Raw genomic sequence first — 18,249 nt, forward strand, 5'->3', positions numbered from 1 at the left:
CCGTAATGCCTCACGGCCGCGTGATCCGCATCGGCCGTGAGGCATTACGGTGCCTGCTCGCCCGCCGCGGCATCACCTTCCAGCGCACCAAGACCTGGAAAGAGTCCCCCGACCCCGACCGTGACGCCAAGCTCGACCGCATCGAGCACGTCCTGGAGCGCTTCCCGGGCCGCCTCTTCGCGTTCGACGAGTTCGGTCCGCTGGGCATCCGGCCCACCGCCGGGTCGTGCTGGGCCGAGCAGGGACGCCCCGAGCGGCACCCCGCGACCTACCATCGCACCCACGGAGTGCGCTACTTCCATGGCTGCTACGCGATCGGCGACGACACGCTCTGGGGCGTCAACCGGCGCAAGAAGGGTGCCGGCAACACCCTGGCCGCGCTGAAGTCGATCCGCGCGGCCCGCCCGGACGGCGGCCCGATCTACGTCATCCTGGACAACCTCTCCGCCCACAAGGGCGACACCATCAGGCGCTGGGCGACGAAGAACCGAGTCGAGCTCTGCTTCACCCCGACCTACGCGTCCTGGGCCAACCCGATCGAGGCCCACTTCGGGCCGCTGCGGCAGTTCACCGTCGCCAATTCCGACCACCGCAACCACACCGCGCAGACCCGGGCGCTTCACGCCTACCTGCGCTGGCGCAACAAGAATGCCCGCCATCCCGACGTGCTGGCCGCCCAGCGGAAGGAGCGTGCTCGCGTCCGCGGCGAGAAGGGCATCCGCTGGGGCGGACGGCCGATTACCGAGGCTGCTTGAACAGAACCGGGCCGCTACGGGATCTCCTTGTGAACGGCTTCGATGTTGTTGCCGTCCGGATCGCTGACGAACGAACAATAGGCGCGGTACTCGCTCCATGAGCGAGGAGCGTGCCGGGATGTGCCCCCGGCCGCCACTGCAGCCGCATGAAAGGCATCCACCGCGTCCCGGCTGCCCGCCGTGAACGCGATGTGCATCCCCCTGGTGGAGGCAGTCGCCTTCTCTGCACGCTCCAGGGACAGCGAGGGCGTGTCCCGCTTCGGATGCCAGTACTCGGCCACGCCGTCGGTCCGATAGCCGGTGGTGATTCCAAGCGGCTCCAGCGCAGCGGTGTAAAACCGCTCACTCGCCTCGAAGTCTGAAGCGAACACGCCCAGGTGATGGACGAAGGACATTGATGCTTCCATGGCGGCCGAGTCTACGGAGCAGATCGAGCAGCACGCGGCACTCCCACCAACCCGGCAAACCTTCCCGGTCACAGCACTAACCGGCTCCTCCCGGCCCCCTGGGGGGTCCCGTGCCCCTCCTGCGGCCCCGCATTCGAGGAAGAAGGCAAGCTCGCCGGACTGAAGGTCACGAGCAAGGAGTACGGTCCCCGCGGGTACTTCGTGTGGGGAATCCGGTCCATGCTCGCCGACCTGGAAGTCAAGGGCCACGTTGCCCGGGGCTGGAGGGAAGACTTCACTACGTCGACTGCTTCCACGCCTAGTTCGGTAACTGCTCGAAGCTCGGCTACTGCCCCTGCGGGAAGTAACAGAAGGGCCCGGAAGGCACCCCGCCTTCCGGGCCCTTCCTCGTACCGGCGACCGGCCGGCCTTCCCCGAACCACCCACGACAGCCGCCCGTCACTCGCAGGGGTGGATGCCGACCACCCCTTCGGGTGAGGTCTGGTCCAGCCTGTGGTGCTGAGCTTTACCGTCGACGTTCGGCCCCTATACGGAAGGAACGTCCCATGCGCGTGATTCGTGCTGCACTGGCCGCCATCACCCTGATCGGCGGAACGGTCCTGGTGACAGCAACCCCCGCCAACGCAGACCCGTGCGGAACCGTCCGCAATCCCGTCATCGATGGCGCGAGGGCTCACTGGAAGATCTCCTGCACGCACAACCATGTGCGTGTGGCCGGGTGGGTGGAGGACACGCGGCGTGACGCCATGTGCGCCCGAGTCACCATCGAGACTGACAATAAGCACGACTGGCCCCAGGCTTGCGGAAAAGGCAAGCGCGTCACCTTCGACAAGCGGCGCGTCGACATCGAGGGCAAGGGTGCCATCGTGAAGCTGCAGCTCGTCTACTGACCGGCCTCCGAGCCCCCGACAACGGCCGACACGCCTGATACGGTCGCCGTGTCCGCGTCGGTGGTGACGGGCCCGGCGGACAGCCCTCTGCGTCGGTGGTCATGGGCCCGGTAGAGGGTCCAGGCGCATCTAGGAGTTCCCCCGTGAACGTGTCTCCGTTCGCCAACCATGACGCCGAGCTCCCAGTAGAAGAGCCCGTTCACTTCCATCTGGCGGGGGACGTCCAGCCGGGCACGATCACCCTTTACTGCCAGACCTCAACCAGCGGCGGCGTCCGCTGGACGCACGTCCCTGTGGACCGCGCCCTGTGGGAGCCGGCGAGCGAGGAGGGGCGCGACCAAATACGGGATATCGCGCGTCGCCAGGCCGGCGACGACTCCGCCCGGGTGGAAGTCGTGGATGACCCCGCCTTGTGGGCGTACTGATGCTTCCCCCGACCGGACACTGGTGGGCGTGAAGCTGCCTCGCGTCGAATGCCAGGACTGCGGCCGGCCCGGTCGCCGGCCGCCTCAGCAAGGGCCGCCTGGCGCGGCATGACCCGCTCGAGCGGCACGCCCTGTACGGCACCGCCTTGGTGTCCTGCCCCGGCTCCCTCGCCATCGTCGACCTGCCGCTCCCCGCCCGGCAGCTCGAACTCGCGGAGGCCGCCGACATGGACCCGGACGGCATGGACACCGTGCCCCTGTTCTGACCCGGCGCACACTCACTCCCCCCGTTCTGCACAGTGCGCGCGCACTACTCAGCACTTCGCGCAGTACCATGGCCGCCGTTCATGACCTGGGGATCTTGACCGGAGGCGGCCCGTTGATCTCGCTGACCACGCTCGTCGTACTCGGCCTCGCGGGCTACCGCGCAACCCAGCTCGGCGTCCATGACTCGATCCTCGACCCCGTGCGGCAGCGCCTCGGCTCCTGGCACGCCGCCAAGATCGAGTCCAAGCCGCGCGCCCTGCTCATACAGCTGATCAGCTGCATCTACTGCCTCGGCTGGTGGGCGTCCGGCGCCGTGCTCGCCGCCTGGCACTTCTGGGGCGACAACCCGATCATCCAGTTCGGTCTGCTTTGGTTCGCCGTGGCCGGCGCCCAATCCCTGCTGAACCGGCGCGACGACACGTTCGGCGGGTGACCCGCCATGTCCCGCCGTCTCATCTCCCCCCTGCCGCGGCAGCTCACGGCTGCCGCCGCCCGCTACACCGTCCAGCGCAACCGCAACCAGCAGAAGAAGCCGAACAGCTCATGGCAGGCGAGCGCGTGGGACTTCTTCGAGAAGGTCCCCGAGGTGCGGTTCGCCGGTACGTGGATCGGTAACGCCATGGGCGGCGCGACCCTCTATGCCGGCCGCCGCGCCGAGGACGGCAGCATCGAACGGCTCCCGCACGACCACCCGGCATCCGACATCGTCGAGGAGATCGCGGGAGGCCCCGACGGGCAGGCGGCGCTCCTCGGCGACTTCGGCCCGCACCTCGTCGTCGCTGGTGAGGGATGGGTCATCGTCCGCCCCCTCCTCGAAAAGACGGGCACTGCCGTCACCGGCTACGAGTGGCGTGTCCTGTCCATCGCCGAGGTCACCCAGCACAGCGGCAAACTCGTTGCGGAGATCGACGGTGAGCCCGTCGAGATCCCCGAGTACGACCCGGACGCCGAGTACGACCACACGGTGCCGATCGCTATCCGCGTGTGGAAGCCGTCCCCGCGACGGCACATCGAAGCCGACAGCCCTGTCCGCTCCAGCCTCCAGCTCCTGGAGGAGCTGCAACTCCTCAACGCGGCCGTCGCCGCTATCGCCCGCTCCCGGCTCACGGGCCGTGGTGTCCTCCTCATCCCCAAGGGCACCCGCTTCCCCACGTCGACCAGCAGCCCGTCGGACGCTGAAGACGACCTGATCGACGTGTTCATGGAAGTCGCGTCCACCGCGATCAGAGAGCCGGACAGCGCCGCCGCCACGGTGCCGATCGTCCTCGAGGTTCCCGCCGAGTCGATCTCCGACATCAAGTGGCTGAAGTTCGAGTCCGAGTTCGACGACCTCGCCATCCGCCTCCGTGAGGAAGCCATCCGCCGTTTCGCCAACGGCCTCGAGGTCCCCGCCGAGATCCTCCTCGGCCTGGGCGACGCGAACCACTGGTCGGCGTGGGCGCTCACCGCGGAAGCGATCCGTCTCGGTGTCGAGCCCCGGCTTGCGCTCATCTCGCACGCCCTCACCGTGCAGTGGCTGCGGCCCCTCCTCGAGGACCACGGCGTCGAAGACGCGGAGGAGTACCTCGTCTGGTACGACACCAGCAACCTCCGCGTGCAGGCCAACCGGGCGCAGACCGCGCTCGAGGCTTTCGGCCTGGGTCTGATCTCCGCTGCCTCCGCACGCCGTGAGACGGGCTTCGACGAGTCCGACGCCCCCGCAGCCCCACCGGTCAAGAAGACCAACGACGACGGCGACGACACCGACGACAACGCCGACGACAGCGACACCGCCGAGGACCCCAGCAACGAGTCAGAAACGAGCCTGCCCGTGAGCGAGACGACCTCGATACCCGACACCCTCCCCGCCTCGGCAGCCCTCCCCGACGGTGCGCTTGCCGCCGTCGACGGCCTGATCTGGAACGCCCTCTACGCCGCTGGCGTACGGCTGCGGAACCGGCCCGCCTGCCCGCGTCCCGAACGCGCCCGCGCCCGCGAGATCGTCCCCGCCGAGCTGCACACCCAGTTCCCCGTCGACCCCGAGAAGATCGACGAATGGCGCCTCTTCGACGGCGCATGGGTCCGCGTCCCCGAGATCGCCACCCGGTACGGCCTCGACGCGGACTGCCTGACCGGCCTCCTCGACGACTACGCCCGCGCGCTGATCGCAGCCCGGCACCCGCACGCCTACGAGGACACCGCCCGTGTCCTGCGCACCTCCTGCCTAGCTGAGGCCGCATGAGCCCGCGTGAGATCCGCGTGACGGTCACCACCGCGATGAGCGAACCGCGGTCGAAGTGGTGCCCCGGCTGCAAGGCCATGACCGCGCTCGCCGTCGACGTCTTCGGGCTCTTCCCGACCGGCGTCGTCCACATCACCACCGTCGCCGTCTGCGAGCTGTGCGACGACCCCGACGACCAGCAGCCGCCCCGAACCCTCGGCGCGCGCTCGAAGGAGGCGTGACCGATGGACGAGGAGACCGAACAGCGTCTCGCCGACTCCGAACACGCGGTCGCCGGCGAGGTCCGTGCCGTCCTCGACGAACTCGCCGCCGAACTCGCTGCCGAACTCGCCGACGCGACCGAGATCGTCGCCGCACGGTTCAGCCTCGGCCGGATCGCGACCGCATGGCGTGAGCGCGTCCCCCGCATCATGCGGCGCCTGTTCCGCGTCGCTGAGACCGCCGCCGAGCAGGCCGCGACGGACGCCGACAGCAGCCTCCCGGACGGTTGGGACGACCTGCCCGCCCGCTACGACGACGACCGGCTCCCACGCCCGCTCGGCGACTACGCCGAGGAGACAGAGCACCTGCTGCGCGCTGTTGGGGACCGGCTCACCGAAGCCGCTGTCGCCGCGCTCGCCGAGGGCCTCAACGCGGGTGAGGACACTGAGCAGCTCCGGTCCCGGCTCCGCGCCCTGCTGGCCGCCGACGGGACACAGCTCGGCGCGACCCGTGAGGAACGCATCGCCCGCACCGAGAGCAGCCGTGTGTGGAACGCGGCCACGCTCGCCGCCGCCCAGGCGATGAGCAGCCCGGACCGGCCGCTCGTCAAGCAGTGGCTGACCCGCCGCGACCCCAAGGTCCGTGACGCGCACGCCGCCGTCAACGGGCAGCTCAGGCTCCTCGATGAGCCATTCACCGTCGCCGGCGTCGCGATGACCGCGCCCGGCGACCCGGCCGCGCCCCCGTCCCTCACCGTCAATTGCCGCTGCGTCCTTCGATTGCAGGCTGCCGACCGTTCGGCGTCCGTAAGATCGCAGGATGATCCGGGCCCCGACGCCTACGAATCGAAGCTGCCCCCGTCGGGTGTCGTCACAGCCGCCGACGACGAGCACCGCCGCGGCGGCATGATCGCCCTGCTCCCCACCGCCGAGGACGCCGAACGCCTGGCCCTCGAGGGCGGCGAACCCGCCGACGAACTCCACTGCACGCTCGTGTTCCTCGGCGACCAGGGCGCCGACTGGACCCCCGAGCAGCGCGCCGAACTCGTCAGCCTGGTCCGCGACGCCGCCCGCAACCTGACCGGCCCCATCCGGGCCCGCGCGTTCGGCGTCAACCACTGGAACCCGAGCAGCGACAAACCCGCATGGGTGTGGGCCGTCGGCGACGACACCGAGCACGACGGGCCCGCCCTGCACGACGCCGCCGTGCTCGCCTACCAGGCACTCGAAGACACCCACGAACGCCCGGAGATCCCTGCCCAGCACTCCCCGTGGGTCGCGCACGTCACCGCCACCTACGACACCGACACGTGGCCGCTGGAGCCCATGAGTGAACGCGTCGGCCCGATCACCTTCGACTGCGTCCGCCTCGCGTTCGGCGGCGAACACTTCGACATCCCGCTCGGTCCCGAGGAGGCCACCGACATGGACACCACCGCCGCCGCGGACTACGCGCTGCCGGTCCGCGCATGGTCGACGCCGGGGGATACGGCGCTGGCCTACGAGAACACCCAGACCGGTGACGGTCGGATCTTCGCCGCCGGCTCCCTGTACTGGGAGAGCACCGGCCCGTGGCCGCTCCAGTACGCCGACGAGATGGGCATGGGCCACGACGGGGCCGAACTCGCCGGAGCGATCCAGGACATGAACCGCGACGGCGACCGGCTCGCCGGTGCCGGTGTCCTGTACTTGACGCAGCGTGCCGGCTGGGAAGCCGTCGACCTCCTCGACCAAGGCGCACCGCTCGGCGTGTCCGTCGACCTCGACGACGTCAGCGTGGAACTCGTCGACAACACCATGAGCGAAGACGGGGGGCTTGTCCTCGCTGCCGGGGCCTACGCCCGCGCGAGCGTCCTCGCGCTCGGCGACGGCGCATGGATGATCACCGCGAGCAGCGCCCCGGAGTGGACCGCGTCGGGTGCCGCGATGCAGCGCGCCATGCGTACCGCGTCGGTGATCTCCGGGCCGGGCGGCCGTATCCCCGCCGACGTCGCCCGGGCGCTGTTCCCCGACGCGAAACTGACCGCGGCCGCCGGCGACCCGGACGACCCGGACACAGGTGTCGTCGTCCACGCGGAGAACAGCGGCGACTTCCTCGTGAGGGTCACCCGCGCCCGCGTGCGCGGGGCGACGCTCGTCGCGATGCCCGCCTACGACCAGGCGCGGATCGTCCTCGACGAGATCGAGCCGGTCGACGACGGCGAGCCCGACCAGGCGGCAGCGGCGGCCGTCGAGGCGACAGCGGCGGCCGGTGACGACTTCGAACGGGTCGTCGCGCACGTCCGCGGCTCCCCGGTGCCGCTCGGCGCCCGCGACGTCGCCGCATCCCTCGGCCTGCTCGTCGCCGCCGTACGCCGCTACCTCGCCAAGGCGACCCAGTCCGGGCGGCTCGTACGGCTCTCCCGCAGCCTCTACATCGGCCCGTCGACGCTCCCCGAAGGTGTGATGTCGGCCGCCGCGCTCGACCTCGACGTCCTGGTGAGCGGTTTCCGCCTGACGGATCTGGAGGCGTCTGCCTGGCGTGTCATGAAGGAGCAGCCGCCGATGCCGGCCGAGTGGTTCCGCGAGCCGACCCCCGAGGAACTCCCCCCGGACTCCGGGGGAGTGCACTACAGAAACGGCCGCGTCTACGGGTGGGTAGCACAGGCCGGTGTGCCGCACGAGGTCCACGGCCGGAAGGTGCAGATCGACAAACTCGGCAAGATCGACACCTCGTACTTCCTGCGCGCGAAGTTCCCCCTCGACGACGGCGCAGAGGTCGCTGTCGGCACCATCACGATGAACGTCGGTCACCACCGCGACGGCTTCCAATGCGAAACCGCGGCCTGCCAGTTCGACAACAGTGGGACCGTCGCCGGGATCGTCACCGTCGGCATGAACCGGCGCGGTATGTGGTTCTCCGGGGCCGCCGCGCCGTGGCTGTCGTCGTGGGACCTGTCCGTGTTCCGCGCCTGCCAGCCGAGCTATCACATGACGCAGGGCGGTGACGGTGCATGGCAGCTGAAGGCCGTCCTGTCGGTACCCGTGCCCGGCCACCCGTCCCGGCTCGCCGCCGCCTCGCATCTCGCGGCGACCGCGGTCGTCGAGCGGTCGAACCTCGCACTGACCGCGGCGGCCGCGACGCTCCCCACCGACCGGAGCAGCGCCCCGCCGGAGCCCGAACCGCAGCACACCCCCACTCCCGACACCGCACCGGCCGGCGTCGCGAGCGAGGTGACGGCGGCGCTGCTCACTCCCGAGTTCCTCGACACGTTCAGTGCTGCGCTCCAGCAGCGCAAGACCGAGCGCGCCGCTCAGCAACGCGCCGAGATTGAGCAGCTCACCGCCCAGGTCCACGGCACCGCCGCGTAAACAGAAGAAGAGAAGGGACACCGCTCATGGGTTGCAACTGCGGGAAGAACAAGGCGCAGTACGAGGTCGTCGACAGCAGCGGGCGCCGCGTCTTCGGCCCGACGGCCTACAAGACGACCGCGCAGGCCGTCGCCGACCGCGAAGCGGGCCGCAAGGTCCGCCCGATAGAGAAGGGCAACTGATGGGCTGCGGCTGCGGCAGCAAGACCCGGGCACGCAGCAGCAACAGCCGCTCCCCGCGCACCCTGCACCAGGTCGTCCTCGATGGCGGGAAAGGTCGTGTCGCGTTCCAGTCGACGGACAAGGAACAGGCGCGGTCCGTTGCACGCTCGTACCCCGGCAGCATCGTCCGGGAGGACGGCGCCACCACCACGGCGGCGAGCACCACCACCGGTACCGACACGGCGAGCAGCGACAGCACCGCATCCGACGTCTCGGCGTAGACGCCGCACGGGCGGCAGGGCCTCTCACCTGCCGTCCGTGCAGCTAAGATTCCTTTCCGACTGCTGGTTATGGGCCGAGTCTCCTTGAACACTCAGGAGACAGCAGTCATGGCCGAGCCCATCGAGCTCCCCGACGACGTCACCGCCCTCGACGACGAGCAGCTTGCCGAGACCCTCGACGGTGCGCGTGCCGAGTTCGCCGCGCTGTCCGCGCAGGAGACCGTCACCGACGACAGCCTGACGCGCATGCGGTCGCTCGCAACCGCGGTCGAGGACATCCGTACCGAGCAGGCGGCGCGGGTCCAGGCCGCGCAGCAGGCCGCCGCCGAGATCGAGTCGCTCGCCGCGCAGATCCGCGGTGACGAGCCCGGCAACACCCCCGCCGAACCGGCGGAGGAGGTGCCGGCCGAGCCGACCGCAGCAGCCGACCCCGAGCCCGAGCCCGCCCCGGTGGAGCCGGAGCGCACCGCATCCGCCGTTGTTGCCCGGCCGGCGCTGAACCTGGGTGCCGTGCGCCGCGCGCAGCCGCGCGTGCTGCCCGAGCCGCCCGCGCCGACCACCCACATCACGGCGGCCGTCGACGTCCCCGGATACACGCCGGGTGCCGACCTGAACTTCGACGACGTCGTGCGAGGTATCAACTCCCGGGCGACCGCCCTCAAAACGGCTGGTGGCGGCGTCGGTCAGGTCATCTCCTACCGGCACCCGTACGGCAAGGAACTCATCGTCACCGACTCCTCGAGCGCCCCGGAGGGGACGACGGTCGCGATGGCCGCCTCGTCGCAGTCGCGGCTCCAGGGCGGCGACCTCGTCGCCTCGGGTGGCTGGTGCGCCCCGTCCGAGACGCTCTACGACATCACGGGCGTCTCGTGTCCCGACCTGCTGTGGGACGCGCCCGAGATCCAGCTCTCGCGCGGTGGCCTGCGCTACTACAAGCCGCTGTCGCTGGACGTCGCGTCGATGACGTGGATCCACACCGAGGCCGACGACATCGCCGGCAACGAAAAGCCGTGCTTCAAGATCCCGTGCCCGGACCCGGTCGAGGTGCGCTGCGACGCCATCGGCGTGTGTCTCGAAGCGGGAATTCTGACGCAGCGTCATTTCCCGGAGTTGATCTCCTGGTACCTCCAGAACGCCATGGTGGCGCACGAGATCCGCATCCGTCAGCACCTGTTCACGCAGGCCCTCGCCACCGCGACGCCGGTCACCATGCCGCAAACCATGGGCGCGCTGTCCGCCGTCTTCGCGGCCGTCGCACTCCAGGCCGCCGACATGATCGAACGGCACTCCCTGTGCGAGACCACCGCCCTCGAGGTCGTCTTCCCCTGGTGGTCGAAGAACCTGTTCCTCGCCGACCTCGCGCGCCGGAACGGCTGCTGCCCCTCCGAGGTGTCCACTCGCGACGTTCAGGACCTCTTCACGCCGCTCGGCGTGCGGATCCAGTGGGCGCGGGGCCTGTCCCCGGCCGTCCCGACCGACATCGGAGCGCCGGACCCGGCGACCGACTGGCCCACCGAAGTCAACTTCTTGATCTACCCGGCGGGCAGCATCGTCATCGGCCGTGGCGAAGAGGTCAACCTCGGCGTCATCCACGACAGCACGAAGTTCGTCACCAACGACTACACGGCGATCTTCGCCGAGGAATGCATCGCTCTGGTCGACCGCTCCGTGGACACCCGCGTCGTCACCGTCCCGGTCTGCCCGACCGGCGAGACCGGCGCGCAGACGCTCATCGCCTGCGGCGCCGGCGACATTTCCTGACCGCCTCCGGGCCCGGAGACGCGTGTGCCGGGCCGGTGAACCTGACACCGGCCCGGCACCGCTCCTGACTACGACTGGAGGTCGCGCGATGCCGCCAGGGCTGCGCAGCAACGTAGAGGCGATCCGGGGAACGCTACTCCCTCACGGCATCCTCGGCTCGACCTGTACGGACGTCATCGACGTCACTGAAGACCGCATACACGAACTCAACGGCGTGGACTGGCTCGCGCTCGGCTGCTGCCCGGCGCGGGACTGGGCCGACCCGTGCGAGGACGACAGCCCCGGCGAGCCGCCGGAGAAGGAGTTCTGCCGGCCCCAGGCGGAGCATGCGCGGCCGATCACCGTCTATGCGGGCGCGGAGTGCTCCGCGCTCGGCTTCACCTACGAGGAAGCCCGCGAGCAGGCTCTCGCATCGCTCGCGCTCGGCGAACAGCACGCCGTCGAGGCAGGGTTCATGCGGACCCGGCTCAGCATGGACGCCGAGGACCTCACCCCGCCCGAAGGGCCGCTGTCGCTCGCGCAGGGTGTCGCCGCGCTCGAGGGCTGTCTCGCCGAGTCGTACGGCGGCGTCGGTGTGCTGCACGTCCCCGCCGGTGCGGCGGCACTCCTCGGCTGCTGCAACGTGCTGCGCGAAGACCCGGTCACGGGCGCGCTGCGCACCCTCGCCGGGAACTGCGCCGTCATCGGCGCCGGTTACTCGTACCTGAACCTTGGCCCGGGCGGGCAGCCCGCCGAGCCGGGCACGGCCTGGCTGTACATCACCGGGCCGCTCGTCATCCGGCGCGGCCCGATCGACGTCGTCCCCGACCGGTCCCGTGCCGCCGCGTCGGTCAACCCCCGGAACAACGACAGGCGCGTTCTGGCCGAGCGGACGTACGTCGTCGGCACCACCTGTCAGGCATGCGCGGTGAAGGTGAGGGTTTGCGAGTGAACGAGATGATCCACGTCCGGCCGGCCGTCGAGCGGCGCCGCGACTTCGCACGCTGGGCCACCGGGCACACACCGAAGCTGCGCACCGTCAGCCCGGACACGTTCGCCGTGCCGCCCCGGCTGTTCACCGACGCGCCCGAGAACCTCCTGATCGGCGCGATCGTCGACGGGCACCGGTACCGCTCGCCCCTCGAGGACGAAGCGAACAACGCCCCGCCGCCCGGCGCTGTGCACCTGACCGGTCCTGTGCTCGTCGGGGAGACCGGCCCGGAGACGGTCGTCCCGCTCGTCGCCGAACGCACCGCCGTGCCCGGCGACGTGCTGCCGCCCGCCCCGGAGTCCGCATACGGCCCGGACAGTGTCCCCCTACCCGAGCCCGAGCCCGAGCTGGCTGGCACGGCGGGCGACGTCGCGCCTTCGGAGGGGGAGGGCGCGCCGTTCGCCTGCGACGGATGCCCGCGCACGTTCACCACCGCACGCGGCCGGGACACCCACCGCCGCCAGGCCCACGCGGAGGACTGACGGATGCCCGTAGAGCCGATTCCGTGCGCGCCGGGCGAGGGCGGCGGCGGTGAGCCTGCGCCGTCGTGCTGCGCCCCGTCCATCGCATCGGCACCACTGTGCCTGTCCGATGGGACGACGATCCTCGCCGTCGTCCAGTCCGGCTGCGTCGAGTGCGGGCAGACGGCCGAGGACCCGACGGTCATCGGCTGGCTCGACACCACAGGCATGTTCACTGCGGGCGCGCTCCCGCCGGACGCCGGACCGTGTGACACCGGCTGCGTCGACACCGTGTGCCGCACCCTGTGCGACGACACCGACGGCGACGGCCAGGCGGACGCCACCTACAGCGAGTTGTGGTGCATCCGCGCGAACGGCGTCGCCGAACTCGTCCTCACCTACCAGGACGACCCGTCACAGGAGTACGTGCCAGCCTCTCCGGTCGACTGCGAGTACGGCTGCCCGGAGACGGAAACCGTTCAGCTCTGCGACGACTCCGGCCCTTTCCTGCGCCGGTACACCTTCCTCGCCGGGACCGCGACGTTCGAGGACGTCGCCCTCGACGGGCAGACCCCGCACATCGTCACCGGCACCGTGCGCACCTGCTCGGGACAGACGCCGTGCGAGCAGCAGACCACCCCGGCCGCGACGCTCGGCCTGTGCCTCGCGGACGGCACACCCATCGCCGTCATCGTCACCCGGGACTGCGACGGCACAGTCACCCGCGACGGCTGGCTCAACCTCACAAGCGGTACGTACAGCGTGGGCGAGCCGCCGGCCGGGACGATCGCGTGCGGTGACTCCCGCAGCATCCAGGTTTCCGGCACGTTCTGCGACATCGACCCCGACAGCGGGGACGTCCTCGGCCTGGTCCTCGTCGAGTACAGCTACGCGGCGGACGGTGCGATCGACTCCGTGCGCCTGGTCGACGCCGTCACCGGCGACACCTACACCCCGCAGGGCGAGGTGACGACCTGCCCGGCCGGGGTAGAGCAGCCCGAGCGCGACCTGCTCCAGCTGTGCGACACCGCCGACGACGGGACCGTAACCCCGATCCTGCGGGACTTCGCCCGGGACGAGAACGGCGCGATCACCGGCCACACGGACTACCTCCTTGACGGCACCCCGTACACGCCGACGGGGACAGTCGGGGTGTGCCCTGCAGAGTCGGCGTGCTGGGACTGCACCACGCAGATTCTGTGTGACACCGACGCCATGCCTCCGGCCACCATCGCCGGGACGGCCGCGTCCGGGACGCTGCCCAACGGTGTCGCCTGGACCGCGACGGGCCCTTCGCCGCTCCCGCCGAACCAGCAGGGCGACGGCGCGGCCTGGTGGGGTACGGGCCTCTTCCCCAACCCGAGCATCCCCGTCACCACGTTCACGTTCGACCAGCCCGTCACGGCCGAGTTCAGCGTCATGATGGTCCACTCGACCGGTACCGGGCCCGGGGAGAACACGGCCCAGCTCCCGGTCGGGGCGCAGCCGCTCAGCCTCCCGCCCGGCTACACCTATGACCGGTCCACCGGCATCCTGAGCGTGGACGCCACCCTCACGGACTGCACCACTCTCGACGCCCCCACCCGCGAGACCAGCGCCCGTTTCCGCGTCACCGGAGTGTCGTCCTTCGCGCTCCAGTACCTGGGCACGAGGACGGTCCTCGCCGACTGCCGGAGGATCGGCACCTGGCTGTTCGGTGCCGTTGACGCCTCCCTCGGTGGGGAGTTCGCGCGCACGGTGTGCCGGGACTGCTCCGGCGAGGTCACGGCCGTGGCGGACACGCTTCTCGACGGCCGTACCGCGTACACGCCGGTGGGCACGGTCGGTGTCTGCCAGCCCCCGGCGCCTCCAGAGCCCGAGCCGTGTCGGAACACCAGCACGGTCCTGCTGTGCGACCTTCCCACCGGCGGCAGTCCGGAGACAGCAGTCACGGACACCAGTCCCGTCCCGTACACGACGCTGCCCGGCGTCGAGCCTCTCGCCGGCGGGGCGGCTGCTCTGTGGTCCGGCGGCCCGCTCACCATCCCCGCGGACACGAGCGGCGCACTGGACGGCTCCCCTCAGCGGGCCCGCTCGTTCGCCGCCACCATCCAGGCGCCGCGCCCCGGCTGCGACACGGGGACGGCGACGGTCACGGCCACGATGACGGCGGAGCGCACCGGCCCCGACGCCGCCTGCCTGGGCAGCGGCTACGTCTGGCTGCTCTCCGACGGCGCGCGGGTTGCGGCCACGGCGACGACGGCAAGCGCCCCGGTCGGGAACGTCGACGTCCTCACCGTCACCGCTCAAGTCCCCGCGGCTGACCTCGCGGCGGGGAACGTCGTGCTGACCGGCGCGCTAGAGACGTACCAGGCCGGGGCGAGCGGCTGCCCGAGCGGCAGTGGAACGGGCGGGGCACGCATCGGCGGATGGAACCTGAGCGGCTTCGAGGCCACCGTCACTTACGACCAGACCGGATGCGAGACGCAGATCCTCCGTACGGTCACTGTCGACTGCGAGACCGGTGCGGTCATCGCCACGGCGGACACCACGCTCGATGGGCAGCCGTACACCGTCACCGGGGAGGTCGGCCAGTGCACGGCGACCGGCGGCGGGGAGTGCTGTCCTCCGGAGGCCCGCGTGGACGTGGAAACCGGGCTGCTGTGCCTGGTCGACGCGAGCGGGGACGTGATCGGCCGCGTGCTGGTCGAGCGGGTCTACGACGATCAGAGCGGCGAGCGCATCGCGCAGCGGTACGTCGACCCGGTCACCGGCGACCCGGTCGAGGTACAGGCCGGGGTGAGCGTCGCCGTGTGCCCGCCCGAGCCGTGCCGGGACACGTACACCACGCAGGTCTGTGACCTCCCCGTCGGCGACCCGGCTGGCATCCCGTCGGCGACGAACGTGAGCGCCACGGCGTACCCGTGGGACGGCGATCAGATCCGCTGCGTCAACCAGCACCCGGGTGGCGGCCAAGCCCTGTGGGACGGCGGCACGGTCACCATCCCCGCTCGTGCCAGCGGTGCCGGCTCCTGCACCCCGAACCAGTGGTTGACGGGCGTGGCGGCCCGTCTCCAGGCCGAGCGGCCGTCCTGTGACTCGGGCACCGTCACGATCACCGTCGCGGTCGCAGCGCGCAACAACGGGCCCTCGGCGACCGCCGTGAACTACGCCGGAAGCATCCGCCTCCACCGCACGGACACCGGGGCACGCCTCGCCAACAGCGGCACCGACACCCTCCGCAGCATGCCGGCGGGCACGGTCCGCACCATGACCACGACGGCCGTGGGCGTCCCGGCCGCGCTCCTGGCCGCCGGACAGATCGTCGTTGCCCTCGACGTCGAGGCATGGGATCAGACCGGCAACACCGGTTCGGCCTGGCTGCTCAGCAACTTCACGGCCTCCTACGAGTTCCAGCAGGACGGCTGCGAGACCCAGTTCATTCGGAAAATCGTCACGGACTGCGAGACCGGCGAGACGATCAGCGTCACGGACACCACCCTCGGCGGCGACCCGTACACCGTCACGGGGGAGGTCGGCGAGTGCACGACGCTCGGCGGCGGCGAGGGCGGCGGATGCTGCCCGGACACGGAGGCCGTGACCCTCTGCAACACCGGCGTGGACGGAGTGGTGACGCCGTTCCTGCGGCATCTCACCTACCCGGAAGGCTCCGGTACGCCGACGGTCCGTGACACGCTCCTCGACGGCACGGAGTACGTTCCGGACGGCGAGGTCGGCGTCTGCCAGTCCGAGCAGTCAGAGCCGACACCGGACGTTGAGGTCGTCCAGCTCTGCGACCTGGTCGACGGCGCCGATCCGATGCCGTTCCTGCGGCACCTGGTCTACCTGCCCGGAGCGACCACCCCCACGGTCGTGGACACCAGCCTGGACGGTGTCACCCCGTACACCCCGGCCGGGACGGTCGGCGTGTGCGAGTCGGCCCCGGAGGCGGAGGAGCCGTGCCGGGACACCACGTCCACGCTCCTGTGTGACACCTCGACAGAGGTGACGTGGAGGCAGGTCGGTGTGGCCCCGGACCCGGCCTCGCCGGCTGGACAGGGGTTCATCTACAGCCTGTCCCCGACCGATGACTCGAGCACGGTCGGCACGATCCGTGTCACCGTGGACCGGCCCCAAGGGGGAGTTGGCTGTATCCCGCCGTACTGGGGCAGCGGGGCCGTGTTCACGTACGAGCTGGACGACGTCGCTCGCGGCATGGACACCCTTCGGGTCAACCTGGGGGACTTCGACACCAACGAGACCGTCACGATGCTGGACGGCTCGCCCAACAGGCTCGGCGGGAACGCGTACGCCGCAGGGAGCGGCGTGATCCGCTCCAGCACGGACAACCAGACCGGCTACATGTTCTTTGACCGCCCGCCAGCCGGTCTGTCCTACCGCTTCACCGGGGCCTGTATCGCGTTGTCCTTCGACGCCGTCTCGACCCGAACCGTGCAGTTCATGAGGCGGCAGGTCGTGGACTGCGAGACGGGCCAGGTCGTGTCCACGACGGACACGACCTTGGACGGGCAGCCTTACGCGCCCACCGGCTTTGTCGGCCAGTGCGAGCCCGTCACCGAGTGCTGCCCGGCGGTGAACACCGACGTCCTTACCCTGTGCGACACCGCCGACGACGGCACCGTGACGACGTTCCTGCGGCATCTCACCTACACCGAGGACGCCGCTGCGCCTGAGGTCCGGGACACCGGCCTGGACGGGGTCACGCCGTACACCCCGGCCGGTGAGGTCGGCGTGTGCCAGCTAACCACCGAGCCGGAACCGGAGCCGTGCCGCAACTCCAGCACGGTGCTGTTGTGCGACCTGGACACTGCCCTGGACCCGGGTGACACCACCTTCGAGGACCACGCCCAAGAGCTGAACTCCTGGCCCGGGTGGGCGCGTCTGCCCGGCGGTGGCGGCTCTCTCTGGTCGGGCGGATCCGTAGAGTTCCCGGCCGAGTCGAACGGGAACGCCGGTAACGGTTCTGAGACGCACCGGTGGGTTGCGGCACGGATCACGTCGCCTGCGCCGGCGTGCGATGACGGTACTGGCACCGCCCGCGTCACCGTCCGTCTCGACGCCCGGGTGGACGGCCCGGCCAACGCGTGCGGTGCGTTCGGTAGCGCGAGGCTGCTCGCGGGGGACGGGACCGCCTACGTCACGACCGGGCAGGGGCTTGGCAAGTCGTCGGAGCCGGCGTTCACCGTCGGCACCACCATCCCCGTCACGGTGACCGCCACGGTGCCGTCGTCTGAGCTGGCAGCAGGCGACGTGTACGTGTGGCTGAACCTGCGGACCTACCGCCAATCGCAGGCCGGGTTCAGCCATTGCTTCGCGGGGTCCGAGGGGCCGATCAAGTGGACGGTCAGCGGCTTCAGCGTCGGCATTGAGCAGCAGTTCGGCGACGACTGCGCCACCCAGTTCCTTCGGAACATCACGGTGGACTGTGAGACGGGGGAGGTAGTCGCCACTACCGACACCACGCTGGACGGTGCGCCGTACACGGTGACCGGGAAGGTCGGCCAGTGCGCGGCGGCCGGCGGCGAGTGCTGCCCGCCCCCGGCTCCGGTGGACTGCCCGGCCCACACCGTCATCGAGGCGTGCCGGTGCGACGACACCGACGGCGATGGCGTCGCTGACGTCGACTATGTCGAGCTGCTGGGTGTGGACTGCGACGGCCAGCTGACCAGCCTCGGCACGTACACCCCGGACCTGGCCGAGCCGTACAGCCCCGTCTCGCCCGTTGCCTGCAACACGGGCGGCGAGCGGGACGCCGAGCCGGCGTTCGGAGTCCAGGCGCGCCGCGTCGAGCTTGCGGCCGGTGAGACGTGGGACGCCTCCGCCTGGCCGACACTTCAGTCGGTCACCGCAGTCACTCACGGCGGTACGGGCACGGTCACGACTACTGACGGCGCGAGCACGCTGTACACGGGCGAGGCGGCCACCTGGAGCGTCGGCCGCGACACCGACGCCGCCCTGACTGGGCCGCTCACCATCACCGCGGACACCGGCACCGTCACCCTCTCGTACACGATCGGAGTCACCCTGTGAGTGGATGCTGCGGGCAGGGGCCCGTCATCGTCAGCGGCGCGGCGGCCGCGCCTCGCGTTGACGTCGAGA

The 18,249-nt window shown here is 70.7% G+C and carries 14 protein-coding genes; 13 read left to right on the top strand and 1 reads right to left on the bottom strand.

All coding sequences use genetic code 11. The features are described 5' to 3' along the window. On the top strand, positions 1-755 hold a 755-nt coding region (locus DIZ27_RS32765; protein WP_219933673.1), incomplete at its 5' end, for an IS630 family transposase. Between the two features lie 14 nt (positions 756-769). On the opposite strand, the gene DIZ27_RS32770 is transcribed toward DIZ27_RS32765, so the two are convergent. Beyond that, entirely contained in the window at positions 770-1,162 is a 393-nt protein-coding gene (locus DIZ27_RS32770; protein WP_109382097.1) for a VOC family protein, read from the bottom strand. A 545-nt stretch (positions 1,163-1,707) separates the two neighbouring features. Here DIZ27_RS32770 and DIZ27_RS32775 point away from each other — a divergent pair. The 12 genes from DIZ27_RS32775 to DIZ27_RS32825 all read left to right on the top strand — a co-directional run bounded on the left by DIZ27_RS32775 (position 1,708) and on the right by DIZ27_RS32825 (position 18,180). After that, complete coding sequence (locus DIZ27_RS32775; RefSeq protein ID WP_109382050.1) at positions 1,708-2,052, top strand: hypothetical protein; 345 nt, start codon at positions 1,708-1,710, stop codon at positions 2,050-2,052. Positions 2,053-2,195: 143 nt separating this feature from the next. Beyond that, positions 2,196-2,477: a hypothetical protein gene (locus DIZ27_RS32780; RefSeq protein ID WP_109382051.1), complete on the top strand. Its 282-nt coding sequence runs from the start codon at positions 2,196-2,198 to the stop codon at positions 2,475-2,477. Positions 2,478-2,811: 334 nt separating this feature from the next. Then, a complete protein-coding gene (locus tag DIZ27_RS32785; protein WP_109382052.1) occupies positions 2,812-3,177 on the top strand; it encodes a DUF1360 domain-containing protein in 366 nt (121 codons plus the stop codon). A gap of 6 nt (positions 3,178-3,183) precedes the next feature. Then, positions 3,184-4,965 carry a hypothetical protein gene (locus tag DIZ27_RS32790; RefSeq protein ID WP_109382053.1) on the top strand — a complete coding sequence of 594 codons (1,782 nt, stop codon included), beginning with the start codon at positions 3,184-3,186 and terminating at the stop codon, positions 4,963-4,965. Beyond that, entirely contained in the window at positions 4,962-5,186 is a 225-nt protein-coding gene (locus tag DIZ27_RS32795; protein WP_109382054.1) for a hypothetical protein, read from the top strand. The genes DIZ27_RS32790 and DIZ27_RS32795 overlap by 4 nt, the downstream gene beginning before the upstream one ends. Positions 5,187-5,189: 3 nt before the next feature. Next, on the top strand, positions 5,190-8,516 hold the full coding sequence (locus tag DIZ27_RS32800; RefSeq protein WP_109382055.1) for a phage minor head protein: 3,327 nt from the start codon (positions 5,190-5,192) through the stop codon (positions 8,514-8,516). 26 nt (positions 8,517-8,542) lie between these two features. Further along, entirely contained in the window at positions 8,543-8,698 is a 156-nt protein-coding gene (locus DIZ27_RS46060) for a hypothetical protein (RefSeq protein ID WP_181383795.1), read from the top strand. Continuing rightward, positions 8,698-8,958, top strand: a complete 261-nt coding sequence (locus DIZ27_RS32805) for a hypothetical protein (RefSeq protein ID WP_109382056.1) — start codon at positions 8,698-8,700, stop codon at positions 8,956-8,958. The genes DIZ27_RS46060 and DIZ27_RS32805 overlap by 1 nt, the downstream gene beginning before the upstream one ends. A gap of 108 nt (positions 8,959-9,066) precedes the next feature. Beyond that, a complete protein-coding gene (locus tag DIZ27_RS32810) occupies positions 9,067-10,719 on the top strand; it encodes a major capsid protein (protein ID WP_109382057.1) in 1,653 nt (550 codons plus the stop codon). A gap of 88 nt (positions 10,720-10,807) precedes the next feature. Beyond that, positions 10,808-11,650, top strand: coding sequence for a cupin (locus tag DIZ27_RS32815; protein WP_109382058.1), 843 nt, complete (start codon positions 10,808-10,810; stop codon positions 11,648-11,650). A 5-nt stretch (positions 11,651-11,655) separates the two neighbouring features. Next, on the top strand, positions 11,656-12,171 hold the full coding sequence (locus tag DIZ27_RS32820; RefSeq protein ID WP_258308651.1) for a hypothetical protein: 516 nt from the start codon (positions 11,656-11,658) through the stop codon (positions 12,169-12,171). A 3-nt stretch (positions 12,172-12,174) separates the two neighbouring features. Beyond that, positions 12,175-18,180 carry a hypothetical protein gene (locus DIZ27_RS32825; RefSeq protein ID WP_109382060.1) on the top strand — a complete coding sequence of 2,002 codons (6,006 nt, stop codon included), beginning with the start codon at positions 12,175-12,177 and terminating at the stop codon, positions 18,178-18,180. Positions 18,181-18,249 lie beyond the last annotated feature (69 nt).

Origin of the sequence: Streptomyces sp. NWU339, from assembly GCF_003143855.1 — a bacterium.
Taxonomy (GTDB): Bacteria; Actinomycetota; Actinomycetes; order Streptomycetales; family Streptomycetaceae; genus Streptomyces.

What these genes read in the sequence shown, in the direction of transcription:
- DIZ27_RS32770 (WP_109382097.1), bottom strand. Translation starts at nt 1,162, where the DNA reads ATGGAAGCATCAATGTCCTTCGTCCATCACCTGGGCGTGTTCGCTTCA.
- DIZ27_RS32795 (WP_109382054.1), top strand. Translation starts at nt 4,962, where the DNA reads ATGAGCCCGCGTGAGATCCGCGTGACGGTCACCACCGCGATGAGCGAA.
- DIZ27_RS32825 (WP_109382060.1), top strand. Translation starts at nt 12,175, where the DNA reads ATGCCCGTAGAGCCGATTCCGTGCGCGCCGGGCGAGGGCGGCGGCGGT.
- DIZ27_RS32785 (WP_109382052.1), top strand. Translation starts at nt 2,812, where the DNA reads ATGGCCGCCGTTCATGACCTGGGGATCTTGACCGGAGGCGGCCCGTTG.
- DIZ27_RS32810 (WP_109382057.1), top strand. Translation starts at nt 9,067, where the DNA reads ATGGCCGAGCCCATCGAGCTCCCCGACGACGTCACCGCCCTCGACGAC.
- DIZ27_RS32805 (WP_109382056.1), top strand. Translation starts at nt 8,698, where the DNA reads ATGGGCTGCGGCTGCGGCAGCAAGACCCGGGCACGCAGCAGCAACAGC.
- DIZ27_RS32790 (WP_109382053.1), top strand. Translation starts at nt 3,184, where the DNA reads ATGTCCCGCCGTCTCATCTCCCCCCTGCCGCGGCAGCTCACGGCTGCC.
- DIZ27_RS46060 (WP_181383795.1), top strand. Translation starts at nt 8,543, where the DNA reads ATGGGTTGCAACTGCGGGAAGAACAAGGCGCAGTACGAGGTCGTCGAC.
- DIZ27_RS32820 (WP_258308651.1), top strand. Translation starts at nt 11,656, where the DNA reads ATGATCCACGTCCGGCCGGCCGTCGAGCGGCGCCGCGACTTCGCACGC.
- DIZ27_RS32775 (WP_109382050.1), top strand. Translation starts at nt 1,708, where the DNA reads ATGCGCGTGATTCGTGCTGCACTGGCCGCCATCACCCTGATCGGCGGA.
- DIZ27_RS32800 (WP_109382055.1), top strand. Translation starts at nt 5,190, where the DNA reads ATGGACGAGGAGACCGAACAGCGTCTCGCCGACTCCGAACACGCGGTC.
- DIZ27_RS32815 (WP_109382058.1), top strand. Translation starts at nt 10,808, where the DNA reads ATGCCGCCAGGGCTGCGCAGCAACGTAGAGGCGATCCGGGGAACGCTA.